This window comes from Mesorhizobium sp. P170090 (assembly GCF_057786115.1).
In genome coordinates this window covers 785763-810577 of sequence record NZ_JBYNWH010000001.1, presented here as the reverse complement: position 1 = coordinate 810577, position 24815 = coordinate 785763, and the positions used below count along the sequence as shown (strand labels likewise).

Annotated in this window: 29 protein-coding genes; 16 read left to right on the top strand and 13 right to left on the bottom strand. The window is 64.3% G+C overall.

The window, feature by feature from the left end; genetic code table 11:
- Positions 1-113: 113 nt before the first annotated feature.
- Entirely contained in the window at positions 114-1781 is a 1668-nt protein-coding gene (locus AC3EML_RS04010) for an FAD-dependent oxidoreductase (protein ID WP_023745894.1), read from the top strand.
- Positions 1781-2086: a UBP-type zinc finger domain-containing protein gene (locus AC3EML_RS04005; protein ID WP_023698083.1), complete on the top strand. Its 306-nt coding sequence runs from the start codon at positions 1781-1783 to the stop codon at positions 2084-2086. The genes AC3EML_RS04010 and AC3EML_RS04005 overlap by 1 nt, the downstream gene beginning before the upstream one ends.
- Positions 2087-2125: 39 nt before the next feature.
- Here the strand turns inward: AC3EML_RS04005 and AC3EML_RS04000 are convergent, their stop codons facing one another.
- The 6 genes from AC3EML_RS04000 to AC3EML_RS03975 form a co-directional block, all read right to left on the bottom strand.
- Positions 2126-2317 carry a hypothetical protein gene (locus tag AC3EML_RS04000; protein WP_196814852.1) on the bottom strand — a complete coding sequence of 64 codons (192 nt, stop codon included), beginning with the start codon at positions 2315-2317 and terminating at the stop codon, positions 2126-2128.
- A gap of 132 nt (positions 2318-2449) precedes the next feature.
- The gene (locus AC3EML_RS03995; RefSeq protein ID WP_352520704.1) at positions 2450-3631 is read right to left on the bottom strand and encodes a trans-sulfuration enzyme family protein; all 1182 of its coding nucleotides are present in this window, start codon (positions 3629-3631) and stop codon (positions 2450-2452) included.
- Complete coding sequence (locus AC3EML_RS03990; protein WP_352520705.1) at positions 3628-5061, bottom strand: pyridoxal-phosphate dependent enzyme; 1434 nt, start codon at positions 5059-5061, stop codon at positions 3628-3630. Before AC3EML_RS03990 ends, AC3EML_RS03995 begins: the two co-directional genes overlap by 4 nt.
- 227 nt (positions 5062-5288) lie before the next feature.
- The gene (locus AC3EML_RS03985; protein ID WP_023692935.1) at positions 5289-6656 is read right to left on the bottom strand and encodes an FAD/NAD(P)-binding protein; all 1368 of its coding nucleotides are present in this window, start codon (positions 6654-6656) and stop codon (positions 5289-5291) included.
- Between the two features lie 16 nt (positions 6657-6672).
- Entirely contained in the window at positions 6673-7149 is a 477-nt protein-coding gene (locus tag AC3EML_RS03980; protein WP_023672084.1) for an RrF2 family transcriptional regulator, read from the bottom strand.
- Positions 7150-7564: 415 nt separating this feature from the next.
- Entirely contained in the window at positions 7565-7726 is a 162-nt protein-coding gene (locus tag AC3EML_RS03975; RefSeq protein WP_023681206.1) for a hypothetical protein, read from the bottom strand.
- A 231-nt stretch (positions 7727-7957) separates the two neighbouring features.
- Here AC3EML_RS03975 and tauA point away from each other — a divergent pair, with 231 nt between their 5' ends.
- The 8 genes from tauA (at position 7958) to AC3EML_RS03935 (ending at position 15013) form a co-directional block, all read left to right on the top strand.
- On the top strand, positions 7958-8971 hold the full coding sequence (gene tauA, locus AC3EML_RS03970; protein ID WP_023710332.1) for a taurine ABC transporter substrate-binding protein: 1014 nt from the start codon (positions 7958-7960) through the stop codon (positions 8969-8971).
- 161 nt (positions 8972-9132) lie between these two features.
- Complete coding sequence (locus AC3EML_RS03965; protein ID WP_352520706.1) at positions 9133-9924, top strand: taurine ABC transporter ATP-binding protein; 792 nt, start codon at positions 9133-9135, stop codon at positions 9922-9924.
- Positions 9921-10781, top strand: coding sequence for an ABC transporter permease subunit (locus AC3EML_RS03960; RefSeq protein ID WP_023702434.1), 861 nt, complete (start codon positions 9921-9923; stop codon positions 10779-10781). The genes AC3EML_RS03965 and AC3EML_RS03960 overlap by 4 nt, the downstream gene beginning before the upstream one ends.
- A gap of 80 nt (positions 10782-10861) precedes the next feature.
- Positions 10862-11044, top strand: a complete 183-nt coding sequence (locus AC3EML_RS03955; protein WP_023672089.1) for a hypothetical protein — start codon at positions 10862-10864, stop codon at positions 11042-11044.
- A 194-nt stretch (positions 11045-11238) separates the two neighbouring features.
- Positions 11239-12192, top strand: a complete 954-nt coding sequence (locus tag AC3EML_RS03950; protein ID WP_352520707.1) for a sulfonate ABC transporter substrate-binding protein — start codon at positions 11239-11241, stop codon at positions 12190-12192.
- A 67-nt stretch (positions 12193-12259) separates the two neighbouring features.
- The gene (gene ssuD / locus AC3EML_RS03945) at positions 12260-13429 is read left to right on the top strand and encodes an FMNH2-dependent alkanesulfonate monooxygenase (RefSeq protein WP_352520708.1); all 1170 of its coding nucleotides are present in this window, start codon (positions 12260-12262) and stop codon (positions 13427-13429) included.
- Positions 13426-14202, top strand: coding sequence for an ABC transporter permease subunit (locus AC3EML_RS03940; protein ID WP_352462797.1), 777 nt, complete (start codon positions 13426-13428; stop codon positions 14200-14202). The genes ssuD and AC3EML_RS03940 overlap by 4 nt, the downstream gene beginning before the upstream one ends.
- Positions 14203-14209: 7 nt before the next feature.
- Positions 14210-15013 carry an ATP-binding cassette domain-containing protein gene (locus tag AC3EML_RS03935; RefSeq protein ID WP_352520709.1) on the top strand — a complete coding sequence of 268 codons (804 nt, stop codon included), beginning with the start codon at positions 14210-14212 and terminating at the stop codon, positions 15011-15013.
- A gap of 231 nt (positions 15014-15244) precedes the next feature.
- Here AC3EML_RS03935 and AC3EML_RS03930 read toward each other — a convergent pair whose 3' ends face one another.
- Positions 15245-15430, bottom strand: a complete 186-nt coding sequence (locus tag AC3EML_RS03930; RefSeq protein ID WP_023710328.1) for a hypothetical protein — start codon at positions 15428-15430, stop codon at positions 15245-15247.
- Between the two features lie 310 nt (positions 15431-15740).
- On the opposite strand from AC3EML_RS03930, the gene AC3EML_RS03925 reads away from it, so the two are divergent.
- The 4 genes from AC3EML_RS03925 to AC3EML_RS03910 all read left to right on the top strand — a co-directional run bounded on the left by AC3EML_RS03925 (position 15741) and on the right by AC3EML_RS03910 (position 18939).
- Complete coding sequence (locus AC3EML_RS03925) at positions 15741-16100, top strand: septal ring lytic transglycosylase RlpA family protein (RefSeq protein ID WP_352520710.1); 360 nt, start codon at positions 15741-15743, stop codon at positions 16098-16100.
- 252 nt (positions 16101-16352) lie between these two features.
- On the top strand, positions 16353-17630 hold the full coding sequence (locus tag AC3EML_RS03920; protein WP_023710326.1) for a polyhydroxyalkanoate depolymerase: 1278 nt from the start codon (positions 16353-16355) through the stop codon (positions 17628-17630).
- Positions 17631-17822: 192 nt separating this feature from the next.
- The gene (locus AC3EML_RS03915; RefSeq protein ID WP_023672098.1) at positions 17823-18440 is read left to right on the top strand and encodes a transglutaminase-like cysteine peptidase; all 618 of its coding nucleotides are present in this window, start codon (positions 17823-17825) and stop codon (positions 18438-18440) included.
- Positions 18441-18732: 292 nt separating this feature from the next.
- The gene (locus AC3EML_RS03910) at positions 18733-18939 is read left to right on the top strand and encodes a hypothetical protein (protein WP_023710325.1); all 207 of its coding nucleotides are present in this window, start codon (positions 18733-18735) and stop codon (positions 18937-18939) included.
- 90 nt (positions 18940-19029) lie between these two features.
- Here the strand turns inward: AC3EML_RS03910 and AC3EML_RS03905 are convergent, their stop codons facing one another.
- The 4 genes from AC3EML_RS03905 to AC3EML_RS03890 all read right to left on the bottom strand — a co-directional run bounded on the left by AC3EML_RS03905 (position 19030) and on the right by AC3EML_RS03890 (position 21797).
- Entirely contained in the window at positions 19030-19398 is a 369-nt protein-coding gene (locus AC3EML_RS03905; protein WP_023687588.1) for a helix-turn-helix domain-containing protein, read from the bottom strand.
- Positions 19398-19916: a Smr/MutS family protein gene (locus AC3EML_RS03900; protein ID WP_023672101.1), complete on the bottom strand. Its 519-nt coding sequence runs from the start codon at positions 19914-19916 to the stop codon at positions 19398-19400. The genes AC3EML_RS03905 and AC3EML_RS03900 overlap by 1 nt, the downstream gene beginning before the upstream one ends.
- Positions 19913-21013, bottom strand: coding sequence for a murein transglycosylase A (gene mltA, locus AC3EML_RS03895; RefSeq protein ID WP_023832972.1), 1101 nt, complete (start codon positions 21011-21013; stop codon positions 19913-19915). Before mltA ends, AC3EML_RS03900 begins: the two co-directional genes overlap by 4 nt.
- A 79-nt stretch (positions 21014-21092) precedes the next feature.
- On the bottom strand, positions 21093-21797 hold the full coding sequence (locus AC3EML_RS03890; RefSeq protein WP_023672103.1) for a Tim44/TimA family putative adaptor protein: 705 nt from the start codon (positions 21795-21797) through the stop codon (positions 21093-21095).
- A 196-nt stretch (positions 21798-21993) separates the two neighbouring features.
- Here AC3EML_RS03890 and AC3EML_RS03885 point away from each other — a divergent pair, with 196 nt between their 5' ends.
- Together AC3EML_RS03885 and secB are read left to right on the top strand one after the other, a co-directional pair.
- Positions 21994-22494 (top strand): FxsA family protein, encoded by a 501-nt coding sequence (locus tag AC3EML_RS03885; RefSeq protein WP_352520711.1) that lies wholly within the window; start codon positions 21994-21996, stop codon positions 22492-22494.
- 139 nt (positions 22495-22633) lie between these two features.
- Entirely contained in the window at positions 22634-23134 is a 501-nt protein-coding gene (gene secB / locus AC3EML_RS03880; protein WP_023672105.1) for a protein-export chaperone SecB, read from the top strand.
- 242 nt (positions 23135-23376) lie between these two features.
- Here the strand turns inward: secB and dnaQ are convergent, their stop codons facing one another.
- Positions 23377-24081, bottom strand: a complete 705-nt coding sequence (dnaQ, locus tag AC3EML_RS03875; protein WP_023672106.1) for a DNA polymerase III subunit epsilon — start codon at positions 24079-24081, stop codon at positions 23377-23379.
- A gap of 125 nt (positions 24082-24206) precedes the next feature.
- Positions 24207-24791, bottom strand: coding sequence for a dephospho-CoA kinase (gene coaE / locus AC3EML_RS03870; protein WP_023687592.1), 585 nt, complete (start codon positions 24789-24791; stop codon positions 24207-24209).
- Positions 24792-24815: the final 24 nt, after the last annotated feature.

Genomic DNA, 24815 nt, shown 5'->3' with positions numbered 1-24815 from the left:
GCGCGGGGCCATGCGAAGCATCCGAACCAGTTGGCGCGGGAGCCACCTCCCCTTCCGGCCAGTCCTCCAACAAACCACTTCAAACCCGGCCGTCTCGGCGCTACGTTCTACCTATGGCCCCACCCACCCAGCCGATCACCGTCACCCGCCGCGACCAGATGTTTCCCATCCTGGGCGACGCCGATATCGAGCGCATGCGCCGGTTCGGCGAGGCGAGTTCCTATGCCGCCGGCGAGCACATCGTCACCGCCGGCACTGTGGCGCCGGGGCTGATCGTCATCCTGTCGGGCACGGCCGATATCACCCAGGATGTCAGGCCCGGCCGGCGCGAGACCATCGTCACCCATGGCCCAGGCAATTTCATCGGCGAGCTGGCGCAGCTTTCCAGCCGGCCGTCGCTGGTCAATGCGGAGGCGGCCGAGCCGGTCGAGGCCTTCGTCATCCCCTCGCAGCGGCTGCGCGACCTGATGGTGCAGGAGGCAAGCCTTGGCGAGCGGATCATGCGGGCGCTGATCCTGCGCCGCGTCGGGCTCCTGGAAAGTGGCAGCAGCGGACCGATCGTCGTAGGCCCGGCCGGCAATGGCGACACGCTGCGGCTGCAGGGGTTTCTGCGCCGCAGCGGCCAGCCGCACCGCGCGCTCGATTCCGACAGCGACCCGTGCGCCAAGACGCTGATTGAGCATTTTCATGTTGACCCGCACCATCTGCCGATCGTGCTCTGCCCCAACGGCAAGCTGATGCACAATCCCGGCGAAACCGAACTTGCCCGCTGCATCGGCCTGCTGCGGCCGATCGATCCCGACATGGTCTATGACGTCGCCATTGTCGGCGCCGGGCCGGCGGGGCTGGCGGCCGCGGTCTATGCGGCATCCGAAGGGCTGTCGACCATCGTGCTCGATTGCCGCGCCTTCGGCGGCCAGGCCGGCGCCTCCGCGCGCATCGAGAACTATCTGGGTTTCCCCACCGGCATTTCCGGCATGGCGCTGATGGCGCGCGCCTACAACCAGGCGCAGAAATTCGGCGTCGAAATAGTCATCCCCGACGAGGCCAAGCTGCTCGGTGCAGCAGGCGAGGGCTACACGCTCGCCGTCGGCGACGGTGAAAGCCTGCGCGCGCGCACGGTGGTGATCGCCAGCGGCGCCCGCTACCGCCGCCTCGACATCGCCAAGCTGGCCGAGTTCGAGGGCACGTCGGTGCATTACTGGGCCTCGCCGATCGAGGCGCGGCTATGCACAGGGCAAGAAGTGGCGCTGGTCGGCGCCGGCAATTCGGCGGGGCAGGCGGCGGTCTATCTCGCCAGCCAGGTCCGCAAGGTGACGATGCTGGCGCGCCGCGGCGGCCTCAGGGAAACCATGTCGCGCTATCTGGTCGAGCGTATCGAGGCGCAACCGAACATCGAGGTGCTTGGCGAGACAGAGATCAAGGCGCTGGAAGGCGAAGGCGGCAATCTCACCCAGTTGCGCTGGCGCAACCCCGGCGGCGTCGAGACGCGCCCGATCCAGCATCTCTTCCTGTTCATCGGCGCCGACCCCAACACCGATTGGCTGGCTGGGTGCGATATCGCGCTCGACGCCAGGGGTTTCGTGCGCACCGGCGCCGACATAGGGGCGGGCCAGATGGAGACCAGCCGCAGCGGCGTGTTCGCCATCGGCGACGTGCGCGCAGGCTCGGTCAAGCGGGTCGCCGCCGCCGTCGGCGAAGGCGCCCAGGTGGTGGCTGCCTTGCACGCCTATCTCGCGCGACCCGACGCAGCAGCGCCCGAACTGGCCAGGAGAGCATAATGGATGAATGCAAACACACGCGCGACATCAAGACTGTGACGCCGAGCGCGCTCGGTTGCGAGGAGTGCCTGAAGAGCGGCTCGATGTGGGTGCATCTCAGGCTCTGCCGTACCTGCGGCCATGTCGGCTGCTGCGACGACTCGCCCAACCGCCACGCCACCAAGCATTTCCACGCCACCAAGCATCCGGTCATCGAAGGCTACGACCCGCCGGAAGGCTGGGCCTGGTGCTTTGTCGACGAGGCGTTCATCGACCTGGAAGGCGACGTGACGCCGCAGAACGGCCCGATCCCGAAGTTTTTCTGAGGCGGCCGTTCCCGGGCAGGCAAGCCGACGGCCGTGCCGCTATTTCACCGAGCCCGTAACCGTGCGGTCGAGGGCGTCGGAACTGTGGTCGTTGCCGGCAAGAGCGGCAATGATCAGAAGGCTGGCGACGACCGGGACAAACAGGATGGCCACGCGGGCCTGCACATAAAAAATGGCGCGCCATTCGCTGCGCTTTTCCGGGTTGTTGTCCATCACACTCACTCTCGCCATGCCTCCCCGGGGCGGGACATAGCGGCGAAGAGTTAAGCAAAAGCTGCTGAATGTGTTAACGCGCGGCGGATTGGGATTTAATCTCGACGGTCAGCGCCGCCCCTCATTGTCATCGGTACGCATCCGGTACGCCTACCCCCGCAGCGCCTGGTCCAGGTCGGCGATCAGATCATCGCCATCCTCTATCCCCGCCGACAACCGCACCAGCGAATCCGAAATGCCGATTTCCGCGCGCTTTTCCGCCGGGATCGAGCCGTGCGTCATCAGCGCCGGGTGTTCGATCAGGCTTTCGACGCCGCCGAGGCTTTCAGCCAGCGTGAACAGTTGCGTCCGTTCGAGGAAGCGTTTGGTGCCGGCGAGGTCGCGGTCGAGGTCGACCGAGATCATCCCACCGAAAGCATGCATCTGTTGGACGGCGATGGCGTGCTGCGGATGGCTGGCCAGGCCGGGATAGACGACGCGGCGCACATCTTTTCGCGCCTCCAGCCACTGCGCAATCTTCAGGCCGTTCGTGGAATGCCGCTCCATCCTGAGCGCCAGTGTCTTGATGCCGCGCAGCGCGAGAAAACTGTCGAAGGGACCGGAGATGGCGCCGATGGCGTTCTGCAGGAATTTCAGCTGGGCCGCTAGATCCTTGTTGTCGCCGACGATGGCGACGCCGCCGACCATGTCGGAATGGCCGTTGAGATATTTCGTCGTCGAGTGGACGACGATGTCGATGCCGAGTTCAAGCGGCCGCTGGATGTAGGGGCTGCAGAACGTGTTGTCGGCGACCGTCAAAACCCCTTTGCGCCTGGCGAGTGCCGCAACGCCTTCGAGGTCGACGATACGCAGCAGCGGATTGGTCGGAGTTTCGACCCAGAGCAGTTTTGTCTCCGGGCGAATCGCTGCTTCCACCGCCGCCAGATCGGTGAAGTCCACAAAACTCACCTGCAGATTGGCCGAGCGCCTGCGCACCCGCTCCATCAGCCGGAACGAGCCGCCATAGATGTCGTCGGTTGCAACGATATGGGCGCCGCTGTCGAGCAGCTCGAGCACGGTCGAGATCGCCGCCAGGCCGGACGCGAATGCAAAGGCGGCCGAGCCGCTTTCGAGATCGGCCACCGAGCGCTCGAAGGCAAAGCGGGTCGGGTTTTGGCTGCGGGCATACTCAAACCCCTTGTGCACGCCGGGCGACTGCTGGCCATAGGTCGAGGTCGCGTAGATCGGCACCATCACCGCGCCGGTCAGCGGGTCATGGCTCTGGCCGCCATGGATGGTGCGCGTGGAAAAAGCCAGGCGGTTCTTGCCCGATGGGGATGTTTCAGCAGTCATCGTGCGCGCCTCAAATGGTTGATCAGGTCGATACGGGTTATCAGGCCGACGAACTCGTCGCCATCGAAGATGATGGCGACCTCGTTGCGGTCGAACACCGGCAGCAGCGCATCCAGCGTCTGATTGGGCTGCAGCGTGTGCAGATTGGAGGTCATGGCGGTGCGCACCGGGGCGTTGAAGCGGTCCCAGCGGCCGTCATAGGGGCCGTCGACCTTGGCCAAGATGTCGCCCTCATCGATAATGCCGACCAGCTTGCCATTGTCCAGCACCGGCAGCTGCGAGACATCGGAGCGGCGCATGCGCCCATAGGCGTTGAGCAGGCTTTCGTCGGGGCCGACATAAACGGTGTCGCCGGTGCGGTGCGAGCGCATGACGAGGTCGCGCAGATCGCCATGCTGTTCCTGTTCGGCCAGCCCCTGCTCGGCCAGCCAGAAATCGTCGAACACCTTGGACAGATATTTGTTGCCGCTGTCGCAGACGAAGGTGACGACGCGTTTTGCTGTCGTCTGCTCGCGGCAATAGCGAAGCGCGGCCGACAGCAGCGTGCCGGAAGACGAGCCGGCGAGAATGCCTTCCTTGGAAAGCAGGTCCCGCACGGCCAGCATGCTCTGCTTGTCTGGAATGGAATAGGCTTTCCTGACCAGCGACAGATCGGCATTGGGCGGCACGAAATCCTCGCCGATGCCTTCGACGGTCCAGCTGCCAGCCTCTTCCATCTTGCCGGTCTTGATCAGCGGCGCCAGCACCGATCCGACGGGATCGGCCAGCACCATTTCGGTCTTCGGCGATGTTCTGGCGAAGTAGCGACCAAGCCCGGTCAGCGTGCCGCCGGAGCCGACGCCGACGACCACGGCGTCGAGGTCGCCATCGAGCTGGGCAAGGATTTCCGGTCCGGTGGTGGTCTCATGCGCCTCGGGGTTGGCCGGGTTGGCGAACTGGTTGGCGTAGAAGGCGCCGGGCGTTTCCGATGCGATCTTCTCGGCCATGTCCTGGTAATATTCGGCATGGCCCTTGCCGACATCGGAGCGCGTCATGCGCACTTCGGCGCCGAGCGCGCGCAGATGCTGAATCTTTTCGCGCGACATCTTGTCGGGCACGACGAGGATGATGCGGTAGCCCTTGGGGATGCCGACCTGGGCGAGGCCGAGGCCGGTATTCCCGGCGGTCGCCTCGACGATGGTGCCGCCGCGCTTGAGCTTGCCTTCCTTCTCGGCCGCGGAAATCATAGACAGCGCAATGCGGTCCTTGATCGAGCCGCCTGGATTCTGGCTTTCGAGCTTGATGAACAGCCGGCACTTGCCGGTGTCGAATTTGGTCAGTTCGACCACCGGCGTCTGGCCGATGAGGTCGAGCACCGAGGCGTAGGGCGGACGCAGGCGGGATAACGCGCCGTCCGAACTGCCTGGCGCAGCTTTTCCGTGCTCGCTCATATCGATGTGCTCCCTTGAACAAGCGACCGCCTCGGGGGCAGAGCGGCAGCGTAGCTTCTTTTCCGGCCGTTTGCAGTCGGAAAGAAGGTAGATCGTGCCAATCAACCGGCGAGAGGGGGAATGGAATTCCAGTTTTAGGCCGGCTTTGGACTCAAGCCCAACACCCTCCGTAGCGATCCTTCCCACCCCCCTCTGAGGGGCGTGCTATCCCGCCGACGTCAACAGCTTTACCCTAGCAGCTGCTTGCTCAGCCTAGCGCATTGCACGCGGATGTCGGGGATGGCGTCGATCTCGAAGAAGGTGCCGCGGGTCAGCGGCCCGACGGCGAGGATCTTGGCCGATGCGGTGCCGTCGCCGGCGATGATTTCGCACTTGGCCGTTACATCGAGGCCAAGCCGCAGCGGGTCGGGCCGCGCCAGGCCGCGGTCGACCAGCGAGCGCACGACGCTGTTCGACGTCGTCGAGATGTCGCGGGCGATGCCGGTGCAATCATAGATGCGGGCGACCTGCAGCGTTTCCAGCGCCTTTGTGTGGCGAGACTGGATGCCGACGGTGAATCCATCGCCAGCCTCGATGCCGACGACACGGCCGGCGACCGGGCGGATGCGGCCGGTGCGCACCGCTTCGGTGACGCGGGCATGCACCTCGGGCGCCAGCCGATGGCGATGGATGTCCCACCAGGCCTTGGTGTGCTCAACGAAGCGGCGCTTGGCCGAGGACGGCCAGTTCTGCCAGATCTTCTGATTGAAGGGTCGCAGCCCATCGACGACGTCGCGCCAGTCGATGCCGGCCTTCTGGTTTTCGCGGATCAGGTCGCGGAACCAGCCGACGAAATAGGAGAGCTGCGTGCCGAGCGGAATGTCGGCGACGTCGAGCTTGATCGGGTTGCCCTTGCGGTGCGGCGACGGCAGCAGCCCGCGCCGCGATACGGCGACGATCTCGCCGCGATGGCCGCGCTGCTCGAGCGACAGGAAGGCATCGACCATGCTGAGCCCGGTGCCCAGCACCAGCACGCGGGCTTCAGGATCGAGCGCGGTGTCGGCCTCGGTGCCCATGCGGATGGCGTGGCCCTGGCCGGCGCCGGGCTGCTCGTCATGGCCGGTGGCAAGCACCGCCAGATGCGCGACGACGCTGGTGCCGTTGGCCAGCACCACTTCGACACCGGACGATGTCGGCGAGATCGATAGGCTTTCCTCGCGAATTAGCCTGAGACGGCCGGTTTCCTTTTCGCGCGCTTCGAGCTCGTCGAGCACTTCCTTGAGGTAGCGGGCATAGACGCTGCGCGGCGCATAGAAGGGTGTCTGCGGCGTCTGTTCCTGGCTTATCAGGCCGCGCCCCTGCAACCAGCGCCAGAAATTCAGGGGATCGTCGGCATAGGCGCTCATCCCCGCGGCGCTGACATTCAGCACGTGCGCCGACAAAAGCGTCGAATAGGCGATGCCCTGGCCGAAATGCGGACGCTTTTCGATCAGCGTGACGCGAAGGTCCGGGTTGGGCGACTTCAGCAGATGCGCGGCCAACACGACGCCGCTGGCGCCGCCGCCGACGATGATGATCGAGCTGGGGATGATCGAATTGGCGCGCGCGACGCTCATGCGAGCACGCTCAAGATCAGGCGGGGACCTTTTGCGCCGGCGCAAGCTCGTCGATGTCCCTCGCGACCGGAAGGTCGTCGAGGACGATGTCGCGCATTTCGGCCAGCGTGCGCTGGTCGAGCACCTCGGCGATCGCCTGCCGGACCTCGAGCATCAGATGTCGGACTTGGCATGTCGCCTCATTGCAGTCTTCACAGCGCTGATACTGGGTGCGGCTGGCGCAGGGGATGGGCGCCAGCGGTCCGTCGAGCACGCGCACGACATGGCCGACCTTGATCTCGTCGGCCGGGCGCGCCAAGCGATAGCCGCCATCCTTGCCCTTGCGGCTCTGGACGAAACCGGCATTGCGCAATTCGCCCAGAATGGCGTCGAGGAATTTCTTCGGAATGTTGTTGCCGCTGGCGATGTCGCCGACAAAGGCGAGCTGTCCCACCGGCAGATGCGCCAGATGGACCAGCGCCTTGAGGCCGTACTTGCCTTTTTTGGTGAGCATAGACCGAATGTTTCTCTGTCAGGCGATGGCCCAAACCATCGGTTGCGAAACGCCTGACGTGCCTCCCCGCCGCGTGCAAGCTGCTTCGACACATAAATTCTACTGACATGATATACAAGCCGAGAAACCTTGATTTTGCTTCGTTTTCACGCCGCAGGGGCCACTTTAGCAAGGCTTTGTGCCGTTACGGTCACAGCCAGCCGCGAGCGATTGCGGCGATGAGCGGCGGCTCCTGCTCCCAATGTCGATAAGATTACTATACTTACCCTCGAACACGCGGAACGTGTTTTCAAATCAACCGTCTTTTACAGCATGGATTTGCGCCATTTGGGGCTTTGCCGGGAATTTTGGGTCGCAGCCCGCGGATCGGCGAAACATGACTCCCGACAACTCGGGCGCCGCCCTGCGCCCGATATCAGGACGCCGCCTTGCCGCTCTGAGGCCGGGCGGCCTTGGCGGCCACCGGCACGCCGCTTGAGCGCAGCATCCAGCGGTGGCCGTCGCTGCGGAAGTCGGTGAGGCTCAACGGCTCGACATCGATCCTGCGGCAGGCCGCAAGCGGCGCGCCGAGCACCAAATCAGGCCTCTTCCGTAGGAGGGTTGGCAGGACCACCAACTCTTCAGCACCTTGGGGGCGCCGTTTGCGTTTGCGCAAGGTTCGGCACGGGCCGGTCACCGCGCCCGCATCAGCCGGTGGTTTTTTTCTAACAAGTGCTTCTTGCTTGGAAGGATTTAACTCTACAAGAATGATAGAATTAGCTGACTATGAACAGGCACCCGGTTTTTCTCATTTTTCATGGAGCCTTTCATGTCCAGCATTTCGCGACGCATTGTCCTCCTGTCGTCGGCAGCTTTGGCGGGTGCGGCCTTCCTCGGCCCGGCCCAGGCGCAGGACCTCAACATCACCATCGGCTACCAGACGGTGGTCGAACCTTCCAAAGTAGCGCAGGCCGACGGCGCCTATGAAAAGGCGACCAAGGCCACGATCGACTGGCGCAAATTCGATTCCGGCGCCGATGTCATCGCCGCCGTCGCATCCGGTTCGGTCGATATCGGCTATGTCGGCTCGAGTCCGCTGGCCGCGGCCGCCAGCCGCGAACTGCCGATCCAGACCATCTTTGTCGTCGGCCTGATCGGCCAGTCCGAGGCGCTGGTCGCCCGCAATGGATCCGGCATCGAGAAGATCGCCGACCTCGCCGGCAAGAAGGTGGCGGTGCCGTTCGTGTCGACCACGCATTACAGCCTGCTTGCCGCGCTGAAGCACGAAAACGTCGACCCGAAGTCGGTCGAAATCCTTAATCTCAGGCCACCGGAAATAGCCGCCGCGTTCGCTCGCGGCGACATAGACGCGGCCTATGTCTGGGATCCGGCGCTCGGCCAGATCAAGACGACAGGCAAGGTGGTGCTGGATTCCTCGCAGGTTGCCGCCTGGGGCGCGCCGACCTTTGACGCCTGGATCGTGCGCACCGACTTCGCCGAAAAGAACCCGGACGCCGTGCGCGATTTCGTCAAGGTGACCGGCGAATCCTATGCCCAGTTCCTGGCCAAGCCCGAGGCATGGTCGGTTTCGTCGCCGGAAGCGGCCAAGATCGCCAAGATCACCGGCGCCAAACTGGAAGAGGTGCCGCAGCTCCTCAAGGGTTACGTCTTCCCGACATTGGAAGAGCAGGCTTCCGACAAATTCCTCGGCGGCGGCACGGTCAAGGCGATCGAGGCAGCTTCGGCCTTCCTCAAGGAGCAGGGCAAGATCGACGCCGTGCTGCCCGACTATTCGAAATACGTGTCGTCGAAATACGTGACCGAGGCTCTGGCCTCGAACTGATCTTCAGTTTTACGCAATTCCGGACGGAAAACCGCTTTACACTTTTCCTGGAATTGCCCTGAACACGCGCGGTTTCTTCTTCCCTGACGCCGCGTGCTGCCTGTCCCGGATCCGCTTAACGAGGGCCGGGGCAGGCTGATTTTCTTCCGGAGCCCCTTTTCATGCCGCATCTCGTACTCGACCCGCATCTCGTACTCGACAAGGTCTCGGTTCACTATGACGGCCAGGCAGCGCCGGCGGTCGACCGGGTTTCCATCGATGTCGCCAAGGGCGATTTCGTCGTGCTGGTCGGCCGCTCCGGCTGCGGCAAGACCTCGCTGCTCAATGTCGCCGCCGGCCTGGTCGAGCCCGCGCGCGGGGTCGCCACGATCGGCGGCAGGCCGATCACCGGCCCAGGCTCCGACCGGGCGGTCGTGTTCCAGAACGACGCGCTGTTTCCCTGGCTGACGGCTCGTGAAAACGTCGCCTTTGCGCTCAGGCTGCGCGGCGTGCCGCAAGCGGAGCGGGCGCGCCGCGCCGACCAGTTGCTGGCGCTGGTCAAGCTTGACGGCGTCGGCGACAAACGCATCTGGGAATTGTCCGGCGGCATGCGCCAGCGCGTCGGCCTCGCCCGTGCACTCGCGGCCGAGCCGGAATTCTTGCTGCTCGACGAACCGCTCGGCGCACTCGATGCGCTGACGCGCGAGCGCATGCAGACGACGCTGCTCGACCTGTGGACCGCAAGCCGGGTCGGCGTGCTGATGGTCACGCATGGCATCGAGGAGGCGCTGGTGCTGGCCACAAGCATCGTCGTGCTGGCGCCCGGACCGGGCCGCGTGGTGCGGACATTCGAAACCGGCTTCAGCCGGCGCTATGCCGCAGGCGAGCCGATCCGCGCCATCAAGGCCGATCCAGCCTTTGCCGCGGCGCGCGGCGAGCTGACCGATGCGATCTTCGAAGGAGAGGCGGCATGAGCGTAACCTCCTACAGCGAGCGGCCGGCCACCGGGACCGGCGAGGCCGATGCCATTTCGGTGCCGTGGTCGCGGCCGGTGCGGAAGCGGCGCGGGGTTTCCTCGCGGGCGATCAGCGCCGTCACCATCCTGGCCGTGCTGGCGGCATGGGCGCTGTCTGCGCGCCTGCAACTGGTGTCGCCGGTGTTCCTGCCGTCGCCCGCCGCCGTGTGGACCAAGTTCATCGTGGTGATCAAGGACGGCTTCGTCGACGCGACTTTGCTCCAGCACATCGTCGCCAGCCTCGGCCGCGTGTTCGCGGCGCTGGTCGCGGCCATCATCGTCGGCGTGCCCGTCGGTCTCGCCATAGGCATCAGCACCATTGGGCGCGGCATCTTCGATCCGCTGCTCGAATTTTTGCGGCCGATCCCGCCGCTCGCCTATCTGCCGCTGGTCATCATCTGGTTCGGCATCGGCGAGCCGTCAAAGATCCTGGTGATCGCAATCGCCATGCTGGCGCCGGTGGCGCTGTCGACGGCCTCGGGCGTGCGCGGTGTCTCAAAGGAGCGCATCGATGCGGCCCGTTCGCTTGGTGCGACGCAGCGCCAAGTGGTGCGCCATGTCATCCTGCCCAGCGCGCTGCCGTCGATCCTCACCGGCCTGCGCATCGCGCTCGGCGCCGGCTGGTCGACGCTGGTTGCAGCCGAGCTGGTGGCGGCAACGCGCGGCCTCGGCTTCATGATCCAGTCGGCCGCCCAGTTCCTGGTCACCGATGTCGTGGTGATGGGAATAGTGGTGATCGCGACAATAGCCTTCGTGCTGGAATTCATTATCCGCCGAATCGAGCGTCAGCTGGTTCCGTGGGCGGGAAAGGAATGACAACAAGTTCTGCCGGTTTGACCGGCTGCTTCCCTTCGCAGCACGGCGACCGCCGACCCCGGAACAGAAGGAGTGATGTCATGACCCAGTCCACCGCGGTGCTGTTCGCCCATCTCGGCAACTGGCTGCTCGCCTGGCGGGAGAACTCATCGTCGCAGCCGCAGCCGAAATCGCCGGCCCCCGTGCAACTCGACGCCGAACGCGACCGCCTGCCGCCGCGCGACGAGGGATTTTACTGGGCCTGGCAGTATTGGTCGCAGTGAGGTGATTGGCGCTCCTCGCCCCGTGAACGGCGAGAAAGAGGCTTTCTCGACCCGCCCGTAGAAAACAATTCCGTTCCGCCTATTCATCTCGCAAAATCGTTTCTCTACTAAATTTATAGACCTACCTAGCCTTGTCTCTCATCCACGGCAGGGAGCCCTTCCCGGCGCCGGTTCGCAGCGAAGGAAGACGGATCATGTTCAGCCTGACCAGACGCGTTTTCGGCTTCGGCCTGTTGGCGGCGGGCATTGCTGCCTCGCTCAGTGCCTCGGCGCAGGAGTTGAAGCAGCTTAACATCGGCTATCAGAAGACCGGCCTGCCGGTCATCGCCCGGCAGCAGCAGGTGATCGAGAAGGCGCTGAGCGCCAAGGGCGTCGCGGTGAAATGGGTCGAATTCACCGCGGGCCCGCCGCTGGTCGAGGCGCTCAATGTCGGCGCCATCGATGTTGGCTGGACCGGCGACGCACCGCCAATCTTCGGCCAGTCGGCCGGCGCCAACATCGTCTATGCGGCGGCACTGCCAGCCAATGGCGACGGCGAAGCGATCTTCGTCAAGCCGGCATCGCCGATCCAGTCGCTCGCCGACCTCAAGGGAAAGCGCATCGGCGTCGGCAAAGGCACCAGCGCGCACAATCTGCTGGTCGCGGCGCTCGAAAAAGCAAACATCCCCTTCGACCAGATCACCCCGGTCTATCTCAGCCCGGCCGATGCCGCGGCGGCTTTCGCCAGCGACCAGATCGATGCCTGGGCGGTCTGGGATCCGTTCTACGCCATCGCCGAGACGCGCTACCAGCCGCGCGTGCTGGCGCGCTCCAGCGAGGTGCTGAAGGTGAACACCTATTTCCTCGCCAACAAGGATTTTGCCAAGGCGCATCCGGAGACGATCACCACGACGATAGCGGCGCTCGGCGTGGCGGCGAAATGGGCGGACCAGAATCGCGACAAGGTCGCCGCCGCCCTGCATGAGGTGACCGGCGTGCCGCTCGACGCGCAGACCATCGCCGCCAATCGCACCAAATTCGGCATCTTCCCGATCACCGACGAGATCATCGCCGGCCAGCAGGCGACCGCCGATCGCTTCTACAAGCTCAAGCTGATCCCGAACGCGGTGCGCATCTCCGACGCCGTGTGGACCGCACCGGGCAATTGAACTTTCACGTGCGCCGGGCGGAAAACGCCCGGCGCCTTTTTGCCGTTTCCGCTTCAGGGATTTCGCCATGACCGCTCCAGCCAATCCGCAAGCCAGCCCGCTCGATTTCTTCTGGTTCATTCCAACGCATGGCGACGGCTCCTATCTCGGCTCCGAACAGCAGCAGCGGCCGCCGGAGTTCGCTTACTTCAAGGAGATCGCACAGGCCGTCGATCGGCTCGGCTTTCCCGGCGTGCTTTTGCCGACCGGGCAGAATTGCGAGGATTCCTGGATCACCGCCTCCGGCCTTGCAGCGCTGACGGAAAAGCTAAAATTCCTGGTGGCGCTGCGGCCCGGCGTGACGCTGCCGACCTTCGCGGCGCGCCAGACGGCGGCGCTTGATCGCCTCAGCAATGGCCGCCTGCTGCTCAATGTCGTGGTGGGCGGCAACCCGACCGAGCTTGCCGGCGATGGCGTGTTCCTGCCGCATGACGAGCGCTATGCGCAGGCGCAAGAGTTTCTGACCATCTGGCGCGCGCTGGTGTCGGGCGAGAGCGTCAACTTCAACGGCAAATATTACCGCGTCGACAATGGCCGCCTTGACCTTCTGCCGCAACAGGAGCGGCCGCCGCTCTATTTCGGCGGCTCGTCCGATGCCGGCCAGGAGCTCGCCGCCGATCTCGTCGACATGTACCTGACCTGGGGCGAGCCGCCGGCGCAGGTGGCGGAAAAACTCAGCGCGGCGCGCAACAAGGCTGAACGGCGCGGCCGCAAACTGCGTTTCGGCATCAGGCTGCATTTCATCGTGCGCGAGACCGAGGAAGAGGCCTGGCGCGCCGCCGACCGGCTGATCAGCCACGTCACCGATGCCCAGATCGAAAATGCCCAGGCCCGCTTCACCAGGGAGATGGACTCTGTGGGACAGCGGCGCATGGCCGAACTGCATGGCGGCCGCCGCGACAGGCTGGTGGTTTCGCCCAATCTGTGGGCCGGCGTCGGCCTGGTGCGCGGCGGCGCTGGCACAGCTTTGGTCGGCTCGCCCGAGCAGATCGTCGAGCGCATCCGCGAGTATCAGGCGATCGGCATCGACACCATCATCGGCTCTGGGTACCCGCATCTCGAGGAAGCCTACCGTGTCGCCGAGCTTCTGTTCCCGCGTCTCGGCCTGGGCACCAGGCGGGCACGGGCGCATGAGAACATCGCCAATGAATTCGCCGTCGGCTTCCACGGCGCCAACCGCCTGCAGGCCTCGTCGTGAGTTTTGCCCGGCGCGTCAAACAGAACGGCATCGGCTGGCTGCTGCCGGCGCTGGTCATAATTGGCTGGGAAGCCGCCAGCCGCGCCGGCGTGATGCCGGCCAATGTGCTGCCGGCGCCGAGCGCGGTGGCCGAGGCCTTCTGGCGGCTGACGCTGTCGGGCGAGCTGATACAGAACATCGGCGTCAGCACGCTGCGCGCGCTGGCCGGCTTTGCCATCGGCGGCTCGATCGGCTTTGCACTCGGCCTTGCCAACGGGCTGTCGGCGCTCAGCCGCGGCCTGACCGACACGACGCTGCAGATGATCCGCAACATCCCGCATCTGGCGCTGATCCCGCTGGTCATCCTGTGGTTCGGCATCGACGAGGAAGCAAAACTGTTCCTGGTGGCGCTCGGCGTGTTCTTCCCGATCTACGTCAACACGCTGCTCGGCATCCAGAGCGTCGACCCGCATCTGGTCGAGATGGGCCGGGTCTACGGCATGGACCGCCGCGCGTTGTTTTTTCAGGTGATCCTGCCCGGCGCGCTGCCGGCGATCTTCGTCGGCCTGCGCTATGCGCTGGGCATCATGTGGCTGACGCTGATCGTTGCCGAAACCATCTCGGCCAGTTCCGGCCTCGGCTACATGGCCATGCAGGCACGCGAATTCCTGCTGATCGATGTGGTCGTGCTGTCGATCCTGATCTATGCGCTGCTCGGCAAGCTTGCCGACAGCTTCGCCCGCCTGCTCGAGCGGCTGTCGCTCGGCTGGCATCCCGCCTTCCAGAACGCCTGAGGGTTCGATGCCAACCGCCAGCCTGACCGCCATCCGTTCCTTCGTCGCCGCGCCGGAACCGTCACGGCCGGAGGAGGCCGTCGAAAGGCAGCGCGCCTTTGCCTTCAAGGGCGTGGAAAAGCGCTTTGGCGACAAGGTCGTGCTCGACGACATCGATCTCGATGTGCCCGTCGGACAGTTCGTTGCCGTCATCGGCAAGAGCGGCTGCGGCAAGAGTACGCTGTTGCGGCTGCTGGCCGGGCTCGATCGGCCAACCGCTGGATCCCTTACATTCGGGCCGGAGGCGAAGGCCGGCGCCGGCGAAGAGAGCCGCTTCATGTTCCAGGAGCCGCGGCTGCTGCCCTGGGCCAGCGTGGTGAAAAACGTCGAGGTCGGGCTGACCGGGCTTGCCACCGGTGCGGAAGCCAGGCGGCGCGCGCTCGCCATCCTGGGTGAAGTCGGCCTCGCCGACCGCGCCGACGAATGGCCCTCGGTGCTGTCGGGCGGCCAGAAGCAGCGCGTGGCGCTGGCGCGCGCCCTGATCGGCCAGCCTCAGATCCTGGCGCTCGACGAGCCGCTCGGCGCGCTCGATGCGCTGACCCGCATCGAAATGCAGCAGCTTCTGGAACGCATCTGGCTGGAGCAAAAATTCACCGCCGTGCTGGTCACGCATGACGTCGCCGAGGCGGTTGCGCTCGCCGACCGGGTGGTGGTGATCGACGAGGGCCGCATCGCGCTCGATCTCGACGTGTCGGTGGCGCGGCCGCGCCGGCGCGGTTCGGTCGAGCTTGCCAGGCTGGAGGGCAGGATTCTGGATCAGCTGTTCGGGTAGTGCTGTCGCGGGCAGGGCATTCTATCCGAACCGGATAGATCGGTAACAGAATGGACCGGCAGTATGGGTGGCTGTTTTCTTGCTCGCCGAGTTGGCCCTGTTTGCGACTGCGGGTTTGACCAGCGCCTTCCCCACTCCGCCTTTCCTCTCCCCCGTCGATCGGGGGAGAGGTGTCGAGCGAAGCTCGACGGAGTGGGGGTCGATCTGTGTGGGTCGATTTTTCGTCGCAACTCACCCCCGCGAACGGCTCGCCCATACCAGCCCGGCGAAACCGACCAGCATGGTCACGATGCCGATATAGAGCCATTGCGACTGGCCGGTCATGAAACTGCCGCCGACCACGCCAATGCCCTGCAGCGACCACAGCGCGCCAATGGCGAGCACGATCAGCGCCAGCAGATATCTGAACAGTCTCATCGCCAAGATTCCTTTCCGAAGTCGATCGTCACCTGCGCCATGACCGTGATGACAGAGCGAAAGGACGGCGCCCAATCGCGCTCTCTTCTACTTGTACTATAACGTCCTGCCTTGCTCACGGAATCTGTGAAACAGCTCGCAATATCGCCGGCGATACGGCCGCGCCACACGAAAGATGCCTGACAAACTGTTTCTCAGCGACTCCAAACGTGTGCCAGTGCCACGGAACTGCCCGATGCTTGCCGCATTTCCTGCCTTATTCGACACTTAACGGCTGGGGTCTGTCGAAAACGGAGCCAATCCCCCCAACATGAAGAAAACAAACCAGACCGCGCTTGTCGCGGTAACGGTCGCGGCTGGCCTAATGGTCGGTGAGTCCGCCTCCTCCGCCGCCGGCCAGTGCGGCCGCGCCTCCTGGTACGCACTGCATTCCAGGACCGCCAATGGCGAACGCATGAACCCGTCGGCGCTGACCGCCGCGCACCGCAGCCTGCCTTTCGGCACCAAGTTGAAAGTGACCAACCAGAATAATGGCCGCAGCGTCATCGTGCGCATCAACGACCGCGGCCCGTTCATCAAAGGGCGCGTGCTCGATCTGTCCAAGGGCGCCGCCGGCCAACTCGGCTTCATCGGCTCCGGCCATACCTCGGTGTGCATGGCGCGCGTCTAGATCTGTCCAAGTCCGGCCCGATCGGGCCGGACACATCCTGCCCCGTTGTCCAACAGCCTTGCATTTTGCAGTGCACATTGAGCCGGCTGCACCCGCCCAACGCGGTTTCTCAAGGCCTTGGACGAAAGATTGGCATATGTCACGCCACGTGACGTATTGCATCGCAGCAATATCTTGTTAACCTCCGCGCGAGACATTCAAGGCTCGGCGCTGTCCGTCGTCCCTTCGGTCACGGCAGCTGCGGAGTACCTGATGTTCTACCAGCTCTACGAAATGAACCATGCCGCCTTGCAGCCCGCGCGGCTTTATGCCGATGCGGTGCGGCTGTTCTACACCAACCCGCTCAATCCGTTTTCGCATACGCCGTGGGGCCGCTCGGTCGCCGCCACCGCCGAACTGTTCGAGCGCACGACGCGCCGCTACAGCAAGCCGCATTTCGGCCTGAGCAAGACCGTGGTCGACTGGAAGAGCGTCGAGGTCAGCGAAAAGACGGTGTGGTCGAAGCCGTTCTGCAATCTTACCCGCTTCGAGCGGTCGGTGCCCGCCGGGCGAAAGGCCGACCCCAAGCTTCTCATCGTGGCGCCGATGTCGGGCCATTATGCGACGCTGCTGCGCGGCACGGTCGAGGCGATGCTGCCCTATGCCGACGTGCACATCACCGACTGGGTCGATGCCCGCATGGTACCGGTGACCGACGGCCATTTTGACCTCGACGATTATATCGACTACATCATCGACATGCTGCATGCGCTGGGGCCGGACACCCATGTGATGGCGGTGTGCCAGCCTTCGGTGCCGGTGCTGGCAGCGGTGGCGCTGATGGAAAAGCGCGGCGATCCCTTCGTGCCCTCGACCATGACCCTGATGGGCGGGCCGATCGACACACGCCGCAACCCGACCGCAGTCAATCTTCTGGCCAAGGAAAAGGGCATCGACTGGTTCCGCGACAACGTCATCATGCATGCGCCATGGCCGGTGCCGGGCTTCGGCCGCGAGGTCTATCCGGGGTTCCTGCAGCTGTCGGGCTTCATGAGCATGAACCTCGACCGCCACATCACCGCCCACAAGGACTTCTTCATGCATCTGGTCAAGCATGACGGCGACAATGCCGAGAAGCACCGCGATTTCTACGACGAATATCTGGCGGTGATGGACCTGACGGCGGAATTCTATCTGCAGACCGTCGACACGGTGTTCGTGCGCCATGCGCTGCCCAAGGGCGAGATGACGCATCGCGGCGAGGTGGTCGACACCAAGGCGATCCGCAATGTCGCGCTGTTCACGGTCGAAGGCGAGAACGACGACATTTCCGGTCTCGGCCAGACCCAGGCCGCCCACGATCTCTGCCCCAACATCCCGGCTGACCGGCATGCGCATTACATGCAGCCGGCCGTCGGCCACTACGGCGTCTTCAACGGGTCGCGATTCCGCTCGGAAATCGTGCCGCGCATCGTCGATTTCATCACCAGCTACGGCCGCCAGAACCGGGTTGCGGTGAAACCAAGGCTGGTCCGCTCCGCCAAAAGCTGAGGCTCGATCCGGCTGCAGCGTGCATTGCCCACAAAAGCGGGGCGATTTTGCGCGCCACAGGCGTTCTGTTGCACAATAGACGCTGTTGGGCGGGCGCGGGTAACCATGCCGAAGAATCTGGCTCCCCTTATAATTGACACGGAGTGTAAATCCCCTTTAACCTTTCGTTAAGAACAAGGGCGAACGGGGACAATGACTTCCTCACCGATGGCACGGACGCTGCGCTTGTGGGCGGCAGCAGGGCTGGCGATCTCTGCGTGCTGGGCAGTGCCGGCACTTGCAGGCGGCGCCATGGCGACGGGCGGCATGACCTCGCAGCCGATCGGCCACTATGATTTCTGTAAAACCCAGCCCGGCGAATGCTCGATCCGGCCGAGCAACCTCAACCCCGCCGCGATGACCGACGCCTTCATGCGCAAGCTGATCAACGTGACGTCAAGGGTCAACGCCGCCGTCAAGCCGATGAGCGACTACGACATCTATGGCAAGGACGAGGTCTGGGCCTATCCCGACAAGGGCGTCGGCGATTGCGAAGACTATGTGCTGGAAAAGCGCCGCCAGCTCTCGCGCTCTGGCGTGTCGCTGGCCGATCTCTTGATCACCGTCGTGCGCAAGCCGGACGGCGAAGGCCATGCCGTGCTGACCGTGCGCACCGACAAGGGCGACTACGTCCTCGACAATCTGACCGACAAGGTGAAGATCTGGGACGCCACCGGCTATCGCTTCCTCAAGCGGCAGGCCATCGACAACACCGGCCGCTGGGTCTCGATCCGCGGCGGCCAGCAGGTACTGGTCGGCGCGGTTCAGTAAGGACACGACGCTTTCGAACGAGCGGGATATCGGCCCGCGCGCCATCTTCAGGATGAGTCAGCGCCGCCCCTCATCAACGCTGCGGAATAGGTGCCGGCGCAGCGGCTATCTCCCTTCCCCCGTCACTACGGGGAGAAGGTGCCGGCAGGCGGATGAGGGCAGCGCTGCCCTCGAAATCTTATCTCTCGAAACGCCTCCTCAAAAAATTTCGCTACCTGCGTGAACCAAACCGTCTCCAGCGGCGACACACAGCCGTAACCAGAACCCAACCACCCAAACATGGAGACTTCAAATGACTGCTTTCCTTCGTAATGCCTTCCTCGCCGTTGTTGCGGTGTCTTCCTTGGCCGGATCCGCCATGGCCGATCAGACCGGTTGCGCCAAGACCAACAACTGGGGCAATCGCTGTTGCGAGCTCAACTCGGACTGCCTGGGCGGTGGCCGCGGCGGCGATCATGACAGCACTGGCGGCCGTGGCGGCCAGGCCGGCGCGAAGTAATCGTGACATATGCCCGCTGGCTATCGGCCGGCGGGCATCGCTTTCAGGAACAGCGCAAGCAAACCTTGCGCCTTGGCATCGCTTACCGGATTACTCTCGCCGCTCCAGTGCGGCCCGGATCGACGCGGTGATGCGGGCAAGCTCGGCTTCGTCCAGCTTCTCGATGTTTTCGGCCAGGAGATTGGCCAACTCGGTGGCGGCAGGACTGAGGCCGGACGTATCGAGTCTCACCCGCGGATGTGAGGCCTCGGCCAGACGCGCCAGCTCTTCGGCATCGTCCCAGATGACGTTGAAATAGCCGATGATCTTCTGGATCAGCGTCCAGGTCGGCGCGCCACGGCGGCCATGTTCCAGCGCCGACAAATAGGCGGCGCTGACTCCGATCGCCTGCGCCATGTCCTTCTGGCGCAAGCCGCGCTCGGCTCGAAGCGCCCGCAGTTTTTCGCCGAAGGGCGTCATCAGCGGGTTCGCCTGAGTCGAACGTAGAGCGCGCCCGAACCGCCGTGGTTGCGGGCGGCGTGATCGTGGCTGGAGACCAGCGGCCGGAAGGCAGGCGTCGACAGCCAGGCAGGCACGGCGCGCCGCAAGACGCCGTCGCCGCCCGACGACGACCCTTTTCCCGTAATGACGAGGACATAACGGATGCCGCCGGCATGGGCCCGGTGCAGGAACGAAAACAGCAGCGAATAGGCCTCGTCCTGGGTCATGCCATGCAGATCGACGCGGCCTTCGATCGGCAGCCGGCCCTTCTTCAGCTTGTCCAATGTCGGCTCGTCCAGCGCGTGCGATACATGCTGCGCCTTCGGCTTGGCGGCGAGGACCGGACCGACAGCGACCGGCGTCTGTGCCGGCTTAGGGTCTACGACGATGTCGGGAATCTCGACCGCGGTCCTGCCCTTCAGCGGTCGGGCGGTGCGCGCCACCAGGTTCCACAGCACCCGATCGTCTTCGTTGAGTTTATCGGGGCGCTTGCTCATCGATTCCTCCCCGAAACGAGAGCGCCTGGAACCAAGGCATAGAAATCGGCCGCATTGCGAACGACGCCGGCGATCTCGCCGGCCGCATCGCCGGAGCCGGCGAACAGATCGCCCCGCGCCGGTCCGATGATGGCCGAGCCGGTGTCCTGCGCAATCATCAGCCGCCGGAACGGTTTTCCGTCGAAGGCGGTCAGCGACGGAGCGTCGATGTAGAAGGGGGTACCGAATGTGTGCAGCAGCCGGTCGACCGCGAGCGAACGGCCCGGCGTCAACGGCACCTTGGCGGCGGCGACAGGACCGAGTGCGGCATCGTCGACATCGGCTTCGCGAAAGAAGATGTAGGAGCGGTTCTGCCAGAAGATCTCGTCGACGCGATCCGGATGCGCCCTGAACCAGGCGCGGATAGACTGCATCGTCACTTTTTCCAGTGGGATTTCGCCGAGTTCGGCGAGAATCTTCCCCGGACCGCTGAAACGTTGGCCGGATTTGGCGGCGTAGGTGACGCGGCAAAGCCGGCCGTCGGTCATCTTCAGCCTGGCCGCACCTTGCACATGGATGAAGAAGACGTCGACCTTGTCGGCAAGCCAAGCGATTTCCAGGCCTTGGCCGGCCAGCGCGCCTCTCTCGATCTCACCGCGGTTGAAATATTCAACCGGGCCCTGCGGCGTGTCGCGGGCGAAGGCCAGGTAGTCGTCCATGCCCTTGGGGCGGTTGGCGTCATCGATGTCGACGAGGTCGGCCGGTCGCGCCAGAAGCGGCACGGTGAGTTCATCCGTGCGCACCGGCGAGGCCTCGGCCTCCGGCTCGTAGAAGCCGGTGACCAGGCCGGGGTTTTCGGATCGAATCTGGACTGGGGCGAAATGGCGCTCGAAAAAAGCCTTGGCCGCCGACCGATTCGCCGGCGAAACGGTGCGCGCCTCGTCATAAGCGCCGGCAAACGCGTCGAACCGTACGCCCAACGAACCGGTGCGGTAGGGCTTGTTCAGGACATGAAAGGCCGAACGGCGGAAGGCTTCGAAAGCGGGCAGATGGTCATCGGAATTCCAACCGGGAAGATCATCGAAGGACTTTTCCACGAAAAGCGGCGAGAGCGACACCTCAGCCTCGCCACTGCCCATGTTTGCCTGCATGTCGCTATCCCAAAAAAGCTGCCCGCACCGGGCGACATGCATAGGCTCAGTCTTCTTCCTCGGTGGCGACCAGCTTCCAGTTCGGATCGCGCGAGCGTGTGTCGCGGGCGAAGGTCCAGACATCCTTGACCTCGGCCACCGTCTCGGGATCGCCGTCGATGACGGCACCCGCCTTGTCGCGGGTCGCCGAAATCAGTTCGCTCACGATGCGCAGCGTGATGTGGGCCTCGCCGCCCTTCATCTCGGCCGAGACGATGTCGGCCTTGTCGATGCCGACGAAGGAGGACTGGATCTTTTCGGCTTTCGCCTCGCGGTCGCCAATCGCGGCAACGAAGCCGTCAAAAACCTCGCGCGACAACAGGTTCTTCAGCGTTTTTCGGTCGCCATCGGCATAGGCCATGACGATCATCTCATAAGCCATCTTGGCGCCGTCGACGAAGACTTTGGGGTCGAAGGAGGGATCATTGTCCTTGATCGCGCGCAGGCCCTTGTTGAGGTCGGTGTCGGGCTTGGCGAAGGCATCGATGGCCGCATAGGTCTCGGCAGCCGTCTCGCCCGGCATGCGCTTGCGTGGCAGCGAAACCACATTTTCGGGCTTCTGGGTCGCGTCCTTCTCGGTGCGGCTGGCCGTGTAGGGATCGAAGGGCGGGCGCTCGCTGCCCGTGCGGCGGCCAAGCACGTTGCGCAGCTGGAAAAAGATCACCACCGCCGCAATCAGAAAGAAAATGGTGCCGAAGTCGAAGAATCCCATATCTTTCGCCAATCAATCCCTGACCTGGCCGGGACCGCCAGCCAATCGGGCGGCGGTCGCATGGCGTTAAACATGCAAAGCATATAGAACGCATGGCGCAATCATTCAAATCAAAGGCAGGCATACCTATCTAACGGCCTCAGTGCCAGCGGCGATTATGCGCCGCCCGGCAAACATGGAAACGATCGGTCAAGATTTGCGCATTTCCTTCCTTCCTCTGTTCCTGCTTGCGCTGCCGCTGCTGGAAATCGTCGGTTTCGTCATTGTCGGCCGCGAGGTCGGGGCGCTCGCCACGGTCGGCCTGGTGCTGGCTTCAAGCATTGCCGGCGTGCTTCTGCTCCGGCACCAGGGTTTTGGCGTCATGGCGCGGGTCCGCGCCGAGATGGCCGGCGGCGGCGACCCCAGCCGCCAGCTCGCGCATGGCGCCATGATCGTGGTCGCCGCGATCCTGTTGATCATCCCCGGCTTCATCACCGATATTATCGGCCTGCTGCTGTTCCTGCCGCCGGTGCGCGACCTTGCCTGGCGCAGGCTCAAGGGCCGCATCGTCGTCGCGACCGATTTCACCGCCGGCGGTTTTCGCGGCAGGTCGCGCGACAAGGTCATCGACCTCGACGACCGCGACTATTCGCGCGAGGACGATTTCAAGCGCGGTCCCGACCATAACTCGCCGTGGCGCCGCCTGAAGGACGACTGAACGTCACCTTGCCAACGACTGACTATTGACCCCTTTCGGCCTGAAGGCGGCAAACCTTGTCTTGTCTTGCCGACCATGCTAGCCAACGCCCGATTTCAATTCGGTCAGCGCTGCTGTCCAGGCAAAAGGAACAAGGCTCATGGCCAGCAAAGATGACGCGCCGGTCGGCGCCGCCAACGGCAACGGCGAAACGGCGCAGCCGTCGCTCAACGTGCTTGCCCAGTATGTGAAGGACCTGTCCTTCGAAAGCCCCGGCGCGCCGAACTCGCTGCGCGGCCGCGACAAGGCCCCAGGCATTGCGATCAACGTCAATGTCAATGCCAACCCGCTCTCCGACAAGCAGTTCGACGTCAATCTGACCTTGAACGCCAAGGCGTCCTTCGACCAGGAAGTGCTGTTCAATGTCGAACTGGTCTATGGCGGCGTCTTCGCCATCGCCGGCTTCCCGCAGGAGCACATGCTGCCGATCCTGTTCATCGAATGCCCGCGGCTTTTGTTCCCGTTCGCCCGCCAGATCATCGCCGAAGCCACCCGCAATGGCGGCTTCCCGCCGTTGATGCTCGACCCGATCGATTTTGCCCAGATGTTCCAGCAGAAGCTGGCCGAGGACCAGGCGGCATCGAAGGTCAAGGTGAGCTGAAGGCAAGCGTCACGCGCATGAGTTGAAAGCCCGGCTTCGTGCCGGGCTTTTTGTATACTGAGATGCTGGCGGGACAGCACCCCCTCTGCCTTGCCAGGCATCTCCCCCTCATCGCGACCTTCGCCAACTTTAGACGTTGCAGGAATGGGCTGGAGCGGCGAAGCTGCTGATCTCCCCCCTTGAGGGGGAGATGGCCGGCAGGCCAGAGAGGGGTGTGACGGAACGCTACCTCCGCGATCCGTTCACCCCGCCGCCACCTTCAGCCACAGCGCCTTTTCACCCAGCGTCGCCACCAGCCCCGCATGCGCCGCTCGCTCGCCCTCAGTCAGGCGCGGCGGCAGGGCGATTGGCCTGGCGGCGATCGAGATGTCGATGTCGGCAACGTCGCCATTGCTGTTGAGCTGCACCACGACCGCGTCGAGGACAAGTGCGGCCTGCTTGCCGCCGATGAGTTCGATGTAGACCTCGGCCAGGAGCTCGGAATCGAGCAGCGCGCCGTGCTTGGTGCGGTGGCCGTTGTCGATGCCGTAGCGGCGGCAGAGCGCGTCGAGCGAATTGGGGCCCATCGGATGCTTGCGCCGCGCCAGCGCCAGCGTGTCGACGACGCGCCCGGTGTCTATGGCCGGCTGGCCGAGCCGCCCGAATTCCGTGTTGAGGAAGCCGATGTCGAAATTGGCGTTGTGGGCGACGAGCTTGGCGCCGTCGGTGAAGGCGAGCCATTCCTCGGCGATTTCGGCAAAGGTCGGCTTGCCGACGAGGTCGGCGGCGCTGATGCCGTGCACGGCTTGCGCCTCGACATGGACGGCGCGCCCCTGCGGATTGATGAATTTGTGGAAGGTGCGGCCGGTCGGGAAGCGGTTGACCAGCTCGACGCCGCCAAGCTCGATGATGCGGTCGTCGCGCATGTCGAGTCCGGTGGTTTCGGTATCGAAAATGATCTCACGCATAGAATCAACTCACTCCTGGAGGAGTAGAATCATGGAGCGCAACAAAATGGCAATGGGCAATGCCGACAGCCTGCCGTCAGGGGCCTGATGGGCGCGACTTATCCCCCAGGAGTTAGCAGGCGAGCTCAGCGCCCTGAGAGCTCGGCAATGATCGCGCCGACCGCGCTGCGGGCGGCGTCCATGCCTTCACCGGTGTCGATGACGAAATCGGCCTGCCGGCGTTTTTCGGCATCGGGCACCTGCTTGGCCAGGATGGCCGCCAGCTTTTCCTCGCTCATATCAGGACGCGCCAGCACGCGGGCGCGCTGGATATTGGCCGGCGCGGTGACGACGACGACCTTGTCGACACGGTTGCGGCCGCCGGTTTCGAACAGCAGCGGAATGTCGAGCACGACGAGCGGCGCGGCGGCGGCGCGGTGCCTTGCCAGAAAGGCATCGGCATCGGCCCGCACCAGCGGATGGACGATCGCCTCCAATGTCTTCAGCGCAGCAGCGTTGCCGAGCACGCGGCGCGCCAACTCGGTGCGGTCGACCGAACCGGCAATCACGGTGCCGGGAAAGGCCGCCTCGACGAGAGGTGCTGCCTTGCCGGCATAGAGGCGATGCACGGTCTCGTCGGAGTCATGCACCGGCACGCCGGCGTCGACGAACATTTTCGCCGTCGTCGACTTGCCCATGCCGATCGACCCGGTGAGGCCAAGCACGATCATCATTTTGCGCCCATCATTCGCGAC